The organism is Polynucleobacter sp. AM-7D1 (assembly GCF_018688455.1).
Classification (GTDB): domain Bacteria; phylum Pseudomonadota; class Gammaproteobacteria; order Burkholderiales; family Burkholderiaceae; genus Polynucleobacter.
Map to the genome: position 1 here is coordinate 707,405 of NZ_CP061319.1, position 12,329 is coordinate 719,733.

12 protein-coding genes and 1 tRNA gene are annotated in these 12,329 nt (G+C 47.1%); 11 read left to right on the forward strand and 2 right to left on the reverse strand.

The genetic code is table 11. The annotated features are described in order from the left end of the window. Nucleotides 1-29 precede the first annotated feature (29 nt). The 4 genes from GQ359_RS03685 to GQ359_RS03700 all read left to right on the forward strand — a co-directional run bounded on the left by GQ359_RS03685 (nucleotide 30) and on the right by GQ359_RS03700 (nucleotide 4,247). Entirely contained in the window at nucleotides 30-965 is a 936-nt protein-coding gene (locus GQ359_RS03685) for a YicC/YloC family endoribonuclease (RefSeq protein ID WP_215387623.1), read from the forward strand. A gap of 21 nt (nucleotides 966-986) precedes the next feature. Further along, on the forward strand, nucleotides 987-1,637 hold the full coding sequence (gene gmk / locus GQ359_RS03690) for a guanylate kinase (protein WP_215303299.1): 651 nt from the start codon (nucleotides 987-989) through the stop codon (nucleotides 1,635-1,637). 45 nt (nucleotides 1,638-1,682) lie between these two features. Continuing rightward, nucleotides 1,683-1,886 carry a DNA-directed RNA polymerase subunit omega gene (gene rpoZ / locus GQ359_RS03695; protein ID WP_011902918.1) on the forward strand — a complete coding sequence of 68 codons (204 nt, stop codon included), beginning with the start codon at nucleotides 1,683-1,685 and terminating at the stop codon, nucleotides 1,884-1,886. A 102-nt stretch (nucleotides 1,887-1,988) separates the two neighbouring features. Continuing rightward, nucleotides 1,989-4,247 carry a bifunctional (p)ppGpp synthetase/guanosine-3',5'-bis(diphosphate) 3'-pyrophosphohydrolase gene (locus GQ359_RS03700; protein ID WP_215387886.1) on the forward strand — a complete coding sequence of 753 codons (2,259 nt, stop codon included), beginning with the start codon at nucleotides 1,989-1,991 and terminating at the stop codon, nucleotides 4,245-4,247. 12 nt (nucleotides 4,248-4,259) lie between these two features. On the opposite strand, the gene greB is transcribed toward GQ359_RS03700, so the two are convergent. After that, entirely contained in the window at nucleotides 4,260-4,760 is a 501-nt protein-coding gene (gene greB, locus GQ359_RS03705) for a transcription elongation factor GreB (protein ID WP_215387625.1), read from the reverse strand. A gap of 18 nt (nucleotides 4,761-4,778) precedes the next feature. On the opposite strand from greB, the gene GQ359_RS03710 reads away from it, so the two are divergent. The 7 genes from GQ359_RS03710 to GQ359_RS03740 all read left to right on the forward strand — a co-directional run bounded on the left by GQ359_RS03710 (nucleotide 4,779) and on the right by GQ359_RS03740 (nucleotide 11,766). Continuing rightward, nucleotides 4,779-4,855, forward strand: a tRNA-Arg gene (locus GQ359_RS03710). Nucleotides 4,856-4,920: 65 nt separating this feature from the next. Continuing rightward, nucleotides 4,921-6,117, forward strand: a complete 1,197-nt coding sequence (locus GQ359_RS03715; protein ID WP_251367925.1) for an ABC transporter permease — start codon at nucleotides 4,921-4,923, stop codon at nucleotides 6,115-6,117. Continuing rightward, nucleotides 6,117-6,884: an ABC transporter ATP-binding protein gene (locus GQ359_RS03720; protein ID WP_215303304.1), complete on the forward strand. Its 768-nt coding sequence runs from the start codon at nucleotides 6,117-6,119 to the stop codon at nucleotides 6,882-6,884. The genes GQ359_RS03715 and GQ359_RS03720 overlap by 1 nt, the downstream gene beginning before the upstream one ends. Beyond that, complete coding sequence (locus GQ359_RS03725; RefSeq protein ID WP_215387627.1) at nucleotides 6,881-7,795, forward strand: MlaD family protein; 915 nt, start codon at nucleotides 6,881-6,883, stop codon at nucleotides 7,793-7,795. The genes GQ359_RS03720 and GQ359_RS03725 overlap by 4 nt, the downstream gene beginning before the upstream one ends. Next, nucleotides 7,792-8,457, forward strand: coding sequence for a membrane integrity-associated transporter subunit PqiC (locus GQ359_RS03730; RefSeq protein WP_251367926.1), 666 nt, complete (start codon nucleotides 7,792-7,794; stop codon nucleotides 8,455-8,457). The genes GQ359_RS03725 and GQ359_RS03730 overlap by 4 nt, the downstream gene beginning before the upstream one ends. A 40-nt stretch (nucleotides 8,458-8,497) precedes the next feature. Next, nucleotides 8,498-9,283: an SDR family oxidoreductase gene (locus GQ359_RS03735; RefSeq protein ID WP_215387629.1), complete on the forward strand. Its 786-nt coding sequence runs from the start codon at nucleotides 8,498-8,500 to the stop codon at nucleotides 9,281-9,283. A gap of 11 nt (nucleotides 9,284-9,294) precedes the next feature. Next, the gene (locus GQ359_RS03740; protein WP_251367927.1) at nucleotides 9,295-11,766 is read left to right on the forward strand and encodes an ABC transporter permease; all 2,472 of its coding nucleotides are present in this window, start codon (nucleotides 9,295-9,297) and stop codon (nucleotides 11,764-11,766) included. Nucleotides 11,767-11,781: 15 nt separating this feature from the next. Here GQ359_RS03740 and GQ359_RS03745 read toward each other — a convergent pair whose 3' ends face one another. Beyond that, the gene (locus GQ359_RS03745; RefSeq protein ID WP_251367928.1) at nucleotides 11,782-12,321 is read right to left on the reverse strand and encodes an RDD family protein; all 540 of its coding nucleotides are present in this window, start codon (nucleotides 12,319-12,321) and stop codon (nucleotides 11,782-11,784) included. Nucleotides 12,322-12,329: the final 8 nt, after the last annotated feature.

Below are 12,329 nucleotides of genomic sequence, written 5' to 3' on the forward strand. Positions count from 1 at the left end.
GTTTGGTCCTAAAGATCTACAATGTCCATATGATATCGAGCATGACTGGTTATGGCAGCGCTTCACGCCAAGTCTCCCTAGGAGCTGGTGTAGTAGCTGATCTGCAGGTGGAATGTCGGGCTGTCAACAGCCGCTTTCTGGATTTGGGCTTTCGTCTTCCGGACGAGTGTCGCGGGGCTGAGCCTGCCTTAAGAGAAATGGCGACTCAAAGCCTATCTCGAGGCAAGGTCGAGTTTCGGGCCGCATGGCGCGTTAATTCGGGTGCAGCGGGAGCTGCCAAAGCCAACCCCCATGCCTTGGGTGCCTTAAACAAAGATCGTTTAGACGCCCTATATACCTTGCAGGAGCATGCTCAAGTCGCTTTTCCTCATGCTGAAGCATTGCGGATTGCGGATATTTTGCGCTGGCCTGGCATTGTTTCTGAACCAAGAGGTGAGGAAGAGGGTTGGATTGCCGCTACTGTGGAAGCTGGTCGCGCAGCTTTAACTGCCTTAATGGATAGCCGCCATGCAGAAGGCAAGGCCTTAGTCACAGTATTAACCACCATCACAAGCAAAATGCGTGAGATTGTGAAGAGCATTGAGCCTAAGGTGCCGGCTTACGTTTCTCAGTACCAAGAAAAACTCACTGAACGCTTGGCTGAAGCATTAGCAGCTCAAGAGCAGGGCAAGGGCAGTTCTGGCACGGAGTTGATGGAGCGTATTCGTCAGGAAGTGGTGCTCTACGCAGTTCGTATCGATGTTGCGGAAGAGTTTGCTCGACTCAAGACTCATCTTCAGGCAGTGGATACTGCACTGGCAGGTAAAGGGCCAGTAGGAAAACGTTTAGATTTCTTGATGCAAGAGTTGAATCGTGAAGCCAACACCTTGAGCTCCAAATCTGTTTCAGAAGAATGTACTCAAGCTGCCTTAGAGCTCAAGCTCTTGATTGAGCAGATGCGTGAACAAGTCCAAAATTTAGAGTAACCATCCCTTACACAAATTATTATGGCCAGCCCTAAACCTAAAGCCAACCTATCTCCCGCTTACCAAGGCAGCATGTTGATGATCGTTGCCCCATCAGGCGCTGGAAAATCTTCTTTGGTAAATGCCTTATTGCAAGAAGATACGGCGCTCAAGCTCTCCCTTTCAACCACTACGCGCGCACCAAGGCCAGGAGAGGTAGATGGCAAGGACTATCGCTTTATTAAAAGAGATGAATTTATAGCGGAACGCGATCAAGGCAATTTCTTGGAGCATGCAGAAGTGCATGGCAATTTTTATGGCACCTCCAAAGCTTGGATCGAAACCCAGATGAAAACCGGGCGCGATGTGATGCTCGAGATCGACTGGCAGGGCGCCCAGCAAATTCGTCAAATTATTCCCGAAGTGCAGTGGATCTTCATCTTCCCGCCTTCATTTGAGGCCTTAGAGGAGCGCTTGCGTAAACGTGGGCAGGATGATGAGGAAACCATTCAGAGAAGGTTGGCTGCAGCCCATTTAGAGCTTCAGCATGCCCATGAAGCAGATTTCATTGTCATCAACGATGATTTTGAGCAGGCTTTAATTGATTTACGCCATGTCGTTGCTGCCAGCCGCTTACGCTCAGGGCCGATTATGGCTCGCAACCCAGCGCTTTTAAGGCGGCTTGGGGTCTAATCAGTTATCCTATAGGTATTGAAGCTAAATTTAAGTGAGTTCAGCATGGCCCGTATTACTGTAGAAGATTGTCTAAAAACTATCCCAAATCGTTTTGAGCTGGTATTGGCCGCGACTTATCGCGCACGTCAATTAGTTCAAGGTCACTCCCCACGTGTTGAGTCCAGAGATAAAGCAACTGTAGTTGCGTTACGTGAAGTTGCTGCTGGTGTAACTGACCGTGACATGTTGACCAAAGTACCTTTGTAATTCAGGGGTTCCGTTGTGGAGCTCCCCTTAGGCGACCAAAACACATCGGAATCCAAAGGTCGGGTCTCGCCTAAAGAGACTGTTAATAGCGATAAGTCTTCCATCATCGCAACATTGTTGGCTCAATCGAGCCGACATTTATTTGGCCCTACCTCTGCGCCAACACTGCCACTAAAGCATCAGGTTGTTTCTATCGATGGCCTGATTTCTAAAATAGGCTATCTCAAGCCTGAAGAGGTTGCGCTCATTAAGCAAGCATTTCATTTTGCAGATGCTGCTCATCTCGGGCAGTATCGTCACAGTGGTGAGCCTTACATTACCCATCCTGTATCTGTTGCTGAACTTTGTGCCACCTGGCATTTAGATGCTTCCTCCATCATGGCGGCTTTGCTGCATGATGTGATTGAAGATACGGGATGCACTCAAGCTGATCTAGTTGGAAAGTTTGGTAGCAAAGTAGCTGAGCTTGTGGAGGGTTTGACCAAGCTGGATAAGCTGGAGTTCCAGAGTCATGCTGAAGCGCAAGCAGAAAGCTTTCGCAAGATGTTTATGGCAATGGCCCGTGATGTGCGAGTCATTCTGGTCAAGCTAGCTGATCGCACGCACAATATGCGCACGCTTGATGCTGTACCGATGGAAAAGCGTCGCAGGGTAGCTACCGAAACCATTGAGATCTATGCTCCGATTGCGCATCGCTTGGGCCTCAATATTATTTACCGCGACTTGCAGGACTTGAGTTTCCGTTATTCGATGCCTATGCGTTTTAGGGTAATCGAAGATGCGGTGAAGCGGGCGCGTGGCAACCGCAAAGAGATGGTAGAAAAGATTTTGCAGAACGCCCGCATGGCTTTTGCAAAAGTGAATCTCGAAGTTGATCTACAAGGTCGAGAAAAAACTCTCTTCAGTATTTACAACAAAATGCGAAGCAAGCATCTGAGCTTTTCTCAAGTGCTCGATGTCTATGCCTTCAGAGTTACTGTGCACTCGATTGATGAGTGCTATCGTGCTCTCGGAATTTTGCATGCTCTCTATAAGCCAATGCCTGGCAAGTTTAAGGATTACATTGCGATTCCTAAGCTCAACGGTTATCAGTCCTTGCACACAACGCTTTTAGGGCCATCGGGTGTACCGGTTGAATTTCAGATACGTACTAGCGATATGCATGCGGTCGCTGAGGCTGGTGTTGCTGCGCACTGGGCTTATAAGGATGGCGTACCCGATATGAGCGAGGTACAAAACCGGGCTCATCAATGGCTGCAATCCTTGATTGATATTCAGGACAGTAGTGGGGATTCACAAGAATTCTTAGAGCACGTCAAAATTGATTTGTTCCCAGACGCAGTCTATGTTTTTACTCCAAAGGGTCAGATTAGAGCCTTGCCACGCGGCGCTACCGCCTTAGACTTTGCTTATTCAATTCATAGTGATGTGGGCAATACTTGTGTTGCTGTCAAGATTAATGGCATGCAATTACCGCTACGTAGTGAGTTAAAGAATAGCGATATTGTTGAGGTGGTGACATCGGCTAACTCCCAGCCGAATCCGGGCTGGTTGGCATTCGTTAGGACTGGAAAAGCTCGCGCCTCTATTCGCCATTCACTGAAGACCAAGCACTACGCTGAGTCCCTTCAGTTGGGCGAGCGCCTCTTGGCTCATGCTTTGCGTCAACAAGGGGTAGATGCTGGACTTTTATCGCCAGAGATCTGGGAAAAGTTATTGCACTGGACTGGTGATAAAACGCGCGATGAGGCCTGTGTCAATATTGCTTTGGGTCGTAGATCCCCGCAAGAGTTAGCTATTCGACTGAAGATCTTGATTGATGACGAGGGTGGTTCAGAGCAAATGCGCTTGGGCGCGGCAGATTGGGTTACTCCTCATCAAGAAATTGCCTCACATCACCATCAGCGTCAGGCTATTTTGGTCGATGGTCGCGAAGGAAATTCGATTAGCTTTCAAACCTGTTGCCATCCGATCCCAGGCGACAACATTATTGGCTATCTCGGCAAGGGTGAAGGTTTACAAGTGCACACCAATGACTGTCCAGTAGCCCTCAAAATGCTTTCGAAGGATAGCGACAAGTGGGTAGAGGTCGAGTGGGGCAAAGAGGTTAACCGAGAATTTGAGGTTGATCTTGCAATCGATACCCGCCAAGGAAAGGGTGTTTTGGCTAGAGTAGCTAGTAGTGTAACTGCCGCAGACTCGAACATCTTGAATGTATCCATGGATGACCGTTACAAAGAAGATGCCGTTACCATTCGATTCACAATACAAGTATCAGATCGTTTGCACCTTTCCAAGGTCATGCGTAGCCTGCGCACCAATCATGATGTGATGCGCGTGACTCGAGTTCGGGCTAGCTAATTTATTTACCTACTATTGGTACTGAACATCTAGGATTTCAATTTCGCTAGGGCCGGATGGTGTCTGAATTTTGACGCAATCACCCACGCGTGCTTTGATCAGAGCTTTAGCAATCGGGGAGACCCAACTGACGTGACCAAGCTCTAAATCAACCTCATCAACGCCCACAATAGTTATAGTCGTCTCCTTGCCTGCATCGACGCCCTCTAGGCTTGCATAAGTCACAGTGGCCCCAAAAAAAACCTGCTCAGCATCTGCATCACCCGATTTTCGGGCTTGGTTATCGACTACCACAGCAAATTCCAGGCGCTGGTTCAGGAAGCGAATCCGTCGATCTATCTCTCGAAGTCGCTTTTTCCCGTAGATATAGTCCCCATTTTCAGAGCGGTCGCCATTGGAGGCGGCCCAGTGGACAACCTTGACAACCTCAGGCCGATCAAGGTCCAGGAGCTGTAAAAGCTCGCTTTTGATGCGTTCGTGACCAGCGGGTGTGATGTAGTTCTTCTCTTCCATGGCATAATTATGGCTGTTGCGGCTGTAGCTCAGCTGGATAGAGTACTTGGCTACGAACCAAGGGGTCGTGGGTTCAATTCCTGCCAGCCGCACCAACCTATACAGGGCCTAGTTGAAAAACTGGGCCCTTTTTCTTTTTTAGCCATTTCACAGTGGTTTCATGCAAATCCCTTATAGTTTGCCTATGGCCATTTCTGACCTTAATTCCGCGATTTCACCAGCTCCAGTAGCTATTTGGACGCAAACTGATGCAATGCATGCTCAAGTTCGTTTGGGCGGCGCTGTCAACGTGTATTCGTTGGCTGGCGTATGGACTGATATTCGGGAAAAGCAAGACCTTTGGTTAGCGCAAGGAAATGCCCAAAACCATGCTTTGGTTTTTGATGCTTCAAAAGTGAGTTCTTTAGATGGATCTGCATTTGCATTCTTAATAGATGTCCAAGAAGCTCAGCAAAAAGCGGGTGGACAGTTTGAGATTCAAGGATTGGATCCAAAGTATCAGCCGCTATTGCATGAGTTTGACCCCATCAATAAATTATTTCCGGTTCCTGCACCAAAACCAAAAACCAGTTTTGTTGTCAGTGTTGGTATGGCGGCACAAAATTTTTTGGATGATGTCCGCGGTTTAGTGATCTTTGTTGGGCATCTTTCTGCAGATTTAGCTTGGTCAATGCGCAATGTCAGGCAAGTGCGTTGGGGAGACTTTGTCAATGCGGCTGTAGAGGCAGGCATCTCTGCATTACCGATTGTTGGCCTCGTTGCCTTTTTGATTGGCGTTATCTTATCTTTTCAGGCAGCAATTGGCATGCAACAGTTTGGAGCAGTTTCTTTTGTGGGTCCATTAGCTGCCTTAGGAATAGTGCGTGAGATGGGGCCTTTAATTACCGCCATCCTATTGGCTGGCCGCTCATCTGCTGCTTTTGCGGCGGAGATCGGCACAATGACTGTCAACAGTGAAGTAGATGCTTTGGTTACTGGTGGTTTAAGTCCAGTGCGATTCTTAGTTGTGCCGCGGGTATTGGCAGGGATCTTGGTGGCGCCAATTCTGACTCTATACGCAGATATCGTCAGCATTTTTTCCTCGATGTTAACAATGCAAATTTATGGCATTCCCTTTATTAATTTTTATAACGGCATGTTGACTGCTGTCGATATTGAGGATGTGCTCTCGGGGCTTGTGAAAGCCACTTTATTTGGTGTAGTTGTTTCTGCGATGGGATGTTTGCGCGGAATGCAAACCGGGACCGGCGCCGCTGCGGTAGGCATTTCTGCCACCAGAGCGGTGGTGAGCAGTATTGTCATGATTGTTTTGGTGGACGGTATTTTTGCTTATATCTCCTACAGGACAGGGTTTTAATGAACGCAATAGAAAACGCGATCGACGTTCAAAACCTCTCTGTAGGATACGGCTCCAAAGTGCTATTGCAGAACCTGAATTTTTCAGTCGCTAATGGTGAGATTTTTGTCATCCTAGGTGGATCCGGTTGTGGCAAATCGAGTCTCTTAAAGAATTTATTTGGTCTATATCAACCTCTCTCTGGAGATGTATTGATCGAGGGTCAAAATATCACTACCGCTCAGGGTGCTGAACGCCAAAAAATTATGACGAGCTTTGGTGTGATGTATCAGCAAGGCGCTTTATTTGGTTCTATGAATTTGCTTGATAACGTAACCCTCTTTATGGAGGAGTACACCCAGCTAACTAGAGATCAAATGAATTTATTAGCGCGCTGTAAGCTGGACTTAGTGGGCTTACTTCCATACGAAACTTATATGCCTAGTGAAATTAGTGGCGGCATGCAAAAACGCGCAGCGATTGCGCGCGCCATGGCTTTGGACCCAAAGATCTTATTTTTAGATGAGCCTTCAGCTGGTCTTGATCCCATTACTTCAGCTGATCTTGATAGTACGATTTTGGACTTATCAAAAAACTTAGGATTTACCTTTGTAATTGTTTCTCACGAGTTAGCCAGTATTTATTCAATTGCCGATAAGGTGATTATGTTGGATAAGGATGCTAAAGGCATTATTGCTGAGGGCGATCCCAAGGTATTAAGAGACACTAGCAAGGATCCCAGGGTGCATCAATTCTTTAATCGCATTATGAGCAAGGACGCAGCATGAGCAACAACTCCAATCCCAATTATTTCCGCTTAGGCATTTTTGTTCTGGCAGCAATCGGTGCATTGCTCACTATTATTTTGATCTTTGGCTCAGGACAGCTCTTTAAAAAATCATTTACGGTGGAAACCTATGTCAAGCAATCGGTGACCGGTCTGGATGCTGGAGCAGCAGTACGCTTTCGGGGTGTAAAGATCGGGCAGGTAACATCCATCAATTTATCGGGGGATTTATACGAGAAGGATATCCCCATGATGCAGAAGCAAGAATATGTTGTGGTGAGAATGCAAATTTTTGGCGATGCTTTAGAAAAGAGTCACCTTGAATCATTCGTTAAAGATAATCTACGTTCACGCATTAAATCTATGGGTATTACAGGTGTGAATTATGTGGAGCTAGATTTTTATCCTAAATCTGATCAGAGCTACACCCTCAAATATCCATGGGAGCCTGAGTACCCAGTAGTGCCATCGATGCCAAATCAGGCAGATGAAATTATTTCTGGTATTCAAAAACTGATTGGTGCACTGAATGGCTTAGATGTAGATGGGACTCAAAAGAAATTTGATGCGCTCTTGAGCAATCTGAATCAGTTGATGGCTGGCGATGGCAAAGACAATACCGGTCTGATTGCTTCAGTCAAAGACATTAACGTGCTCTTAGATCGTATTGCTAGGGTTACTGATAAAGATCAACTGAACATCCTGATGCGTGAATTGATTGCCACCATGGTTTCTTTGCGCCAAACCGTGACCAGTGTCCAAGGTGATACCACTGCAACCCTGGAAAATCTTCGTCAAGCAAGCGAGCAGCTAAATGAGTTCACCCGCGTAGCAAGTCAATCACCGTCTACCTTGATTTGGGGCGAGCCACCTGCACGCATTACTCCTCCAATGAATGGAGTTCAAAAATGATGCCAATGAAAATCCAGATGATGAAAAATTCAAACCTGACTCGGTTTGCTGCTTGCGCATTAGTCATAGCTACATTGAGCGCCTGCTCCTTACCTAAAAGACCTGCCTTGGAAACTAGCAGCTGGATGGTTGCGCCTGAGCGCACAGGATCGCCATACAAGCCGCGTAGCGATTTGTGGCTGAAGATGGGTGCAGTCACGACAACACCGCCTTTTGATGGAAAGTCTTTGGTTTATCGTCTTGGCGATCAGCGCTATGAAAAGGATTTTTACAATATTTATTCTGCGTTGCCAAACGAGATGGTTGGTAATGCCACTCGCCAGTGGTTGAATAATGCTCAAATCTTTTCCATGACAGTGGGGCAGGGTAATAGCTTTTTCCCTTATTACAACTTGCAAGTTTCAGTGGAAGAGTTCTATGGTGATTACCGCGTCCGTCCAGAGGCAGTTGTAACGGCAGAATTTTTCCTATCCGCAACTGATCCGCAAAAGCGCAATCCCGTAATTGGTAAAAATCGTTACACCAAGAGAATCACCCTAAAAGACAATAGCCCTCAAGCATTGGTCTTGGGTCAGCAAGAGGCTCTAGCGCAAATTTTGAAAGAGTATGAGGTGGTACTGTATAAGTACGCCGGCAATCTGCCCCCACCTTTAGGGCAATAGTCATTTTAGAATTACTACAAATATAAAAAGTGGAGAAGACATGGATTTAGGACTGAGAGGTAAAGTAGCATTAGTAATGGCATCTAGCAGAGGCTTAGGTCAAGCTATGGCAGTTTCTCTAGCTCGTGAAGGTGTTAAGGTGGCTGTAACTGGTCGCAATCCCGAGGGCTTAAAAAAATCTGTGGAGTTAATTGAGGCTGCCGGTGGAACTGCATTAGCTTTGAGTTGGGATTTATCGGATCCTTCCGTCATTGATGGCCTAGTCAGCAAAATAGAAAAAGAGCTTGGCCCGATTGATATCTTGGTCAATAACACTGGCGGACCTCCTCCAACGCTGGCTGCCGGTCAAGATCCCGCTTTATGGCAAAAGAGTTTTAATGACATGGTCCTATCGCTTATCAGCATTACTGATCGAGTTCTTCCGGGTATGCGTCAGCGTAAATGGGGTCGCATTATTACCAGCACCACTTCGGGTGCAATTGCCCCAATTAAAAACTTGGCAATTTCGAATACCTTGCGCGCTGCACTATTAGCTTGGTCTAAAACCTTGTCAGCAGAAGTAGCTGCCGATGGGGTGACAGTGAATGTGATCATGCCGGGTCGTGTAGCAACGGATCGCTTGCGTCAATTGGATGAAGCTCGTGCTCAACGTGAGAACATTAGCTACGACTCTGTTGTGAAAGCTAGTTTGAATCTGATCCCGGCGGGTCGTTATGGTGATCCCCAGGAGTATGGTGATACTGCCGCGTTTTTAGCGAGCCAGAACGCTTCCTATATCACTGGGTCAGTGATCCGTGTTGATGGTGGCCAGATTCAGGCGATTTAGTCGCAGTGCTAGTGAGTTTTCTGCGGGATATTCGGCGAGACTTGCGATCCAGTGAGCTGCTTGCTTTACTGGTTGCGCTAACTCTATCGGTTGCAGCTTTATCTAGCGTCAGTTTTCTGGCGGATCGGATGCAGCGAGCCTTTGAGTTTGATGCTCGCCAACTTCTTGCTGCAGATCTACTGCTTGTTTCTGATCAGCCTTTGCCTGAGCGATTTATTCGAGAGGCAAATAATCGTCAGCTGAGTTCCGCTCAAACTATTGTCTTTCCGAGCATGGCCACTGTTGGTGCGCAAAGTAAGCTTGCTTCCCTCAAAGCAGTAACCAACACTTATCCCTTGCGCGGGTCTTTGCAGGTCTCACCCTCCCAGGCCAGTCTCACTCCGCCAGCCGCCTCAGTCTGGGTAGACCCAGCCATGCTCAATGCATTGAAGGCCAAAGTGGGCGATCAGATGTTGTTGGGAGATAAGACGTTTGTAGTTGGCGGCATCTTAGAGCGTGAACTTGACCGGGGTGCAGGCTTTATGAACTTTGCACCACGCGTCATGATGTCCTTAGATGATTTACAGTCAACGGGTCTCATTGGTTTGGGCAGTCGCGTTACTTATCGTCTATTACTAGCGGGAAATGATCAGGCAATCTCTGATTATGAAAAATGGGCTACACAATGGATTGAGTCTGAGGGTCTTAGGGGCATGCGTATTGAGACCTTGGAAAACGCGCAACCGGTGATGCGTAAAACTCTAGTGCGAGCAGAGCGATTCTTATCTTTGGTTGCCTTGCTAACTGCAATGGTGGCTGCAGTAGCGATTGCATTATCTGCACGTCGTTATGTTCTAAAGCAGGCTGATGTTTGTGCGGTCATGAAATGTCTTGGGGCAAGTCAAGGGGCAATTCTAGTAAATCAAATTAAGGTATTAGGTGCTCTGTGCTTATCAGCCGCTCTGATGGGTGCGGCTATTGCTTACGGAGTTCAGGAGATATTAATTCGTATTCTCGGTAATTTAGTCTTTGCTAATTTGCCTGTGATTTCTTTCTGGCCATTAACTTGGAGCATCTTGTTCTCATCCTGCTTATTAATTGGCTTTGCCGGCCCACCATTATTTAGCTTGGTCATGATTTCACCGGTACGGCTGATTCGAAAGGAGCTGGGTTCGGTCAATATTAAGGGGCTTTGGGTTGCACTGTTTGGGATTATTACTTGTCTAGCCTTGATCGCTATCGCAGCTCAAGATTTGAAACTGGCTTCTTGGGTTGCGATTAGCTTTACTTTGGCTGTTACTCTTTTTGCCGTAGTGTCTTGGTCAACACTACGACTACTCAATCTTGGATTTTCGAGGTTGAGCGCAAAGAGCTTTGCACTCCGCTTTGCGCTGACTGCGCAGGCACGCCGCGCCGGATTTGCGGTGATGCAAATTACTGCTCTAGGTATTGCCTTGATGGCTTTACTGCTCATTCTCTTGCTTCGTCAGGATTTATTGGTTGCTTGGCAAGGAAATATTCCAGTTGATGCGCCCAATCGCTTCATGATTAATATTCAGGAAGACCAGAAGCTGGGCATTACTCAATCTTTGCTGAACGCAGGAGTGGCAAATCCCAGTTTTAGTCCGATGGTCCGTGCGCGCCTGGTTGAGGTTAATGGGAAAGCCATTGGGCCAAATGATTATGTTGATGAAAATGCGCGTCGCCTAGTTGATCGAGAATTTAATCTCTCTTATACCGAGCAATTGCCAGATGGCAATCGGATTACTTCTGGAAAATGGATTGATGGCAGTGCGCCGCAAGTTTCTTTGGAGGCAGGTATTGCAAAGACTTTAAAGCTTAAGCTGGGCGATCAAATGACTTTTGAGCTCGCTGGTGAGAAAGTCACTGCACCAATTACCTCGCTACGAAAACTAGATTGGAGTTCCATGAAAGTGAATTTCTTTGTCATCATGCCACCCAACATGCTTGCTAAAATGCCCCAATCGTGGATTACCTCTTATTACCAAAGCCCTGGTATCGAAGGGCTGGATTACCAACTGGCACAGAGCTACCCTAATCTCACTATCGTCGATGTAGCGACCTCTTTGCAGCAGATACAGGATGTGTTAGATCGACTCTCTTCAGTGCTGGGTCTATTGTTTGCCTTTACGATCGCAGCAGCGATTCTGGTTCTAGTAGCTGCAATTGCAGCTACTCAAGATGAGCGCTTTAGAAGTGCGGCACTACTTAAAGCAGTGGGTGCATCGCGCGCTTTACTGAGAAAGGTAGCCCTGGCTGAACTGTTGATTATTGGAGTGCTCTCTGGGCTTCTAGCAGGATTAGCTGCTGGAGTCGCTGCATGGGCGCTAGGCCGATTTGTATTGGAGATTGAGTTCCACGCATTCGCACAGTCTTTAGCAATGGGAATTATCTTTGGAGTCGCTGCTTGCCTCTTGGCTGGATATCGTTTTCAGAGAAAAATTCAAACAACAACTGCAATGGAGTGTTTGCGCGAGATCTAGGGCGCCCCATCCATCTTACGAAAGCGTTACTAAGTTCTTTGGCAGCTCAACTAAACGCGTTCCACTAAAGCGATCTGGCAGGCTTTGTCTTAGCAGCGGGCTAACGCGATTCAAATAGATGCTTAATGGCCATAGAAATAAAGCAACCGCAAATAGCATTTCAATAATTTGCCATCTCTGTAGTTCTAAAGCCCACTGCAGAAGAACGCAAGGTATGAGCCATAGGGATCCATAGACATAGCGCCAGATAGCTTGCTTTCGAGTGAGCTTGTGGCCACCTGGACCAATCATGCGTATCCGCCAGGTTTGCATCGCAAGCGTCTGCCCAGATTTTGTCCAATACCAAGTGAAGTAAATCCCCAGGACTACATAAAGATAGAGGAAGGTGAGCCAACTTGGTAATGAGATGCCAAACAGAATACCTAAGCCTAAGTTAGGAAGTAAAAATGTCAGGGCTATTACACCCAGTAAAACCAATTGTTCGTAAAGAGTGCAAAAGACGCGTCGCCAAAATTGGGGGGCAGGAAGCGCGTTTAATTCCGCTGGGGTAATCACAACTAAGG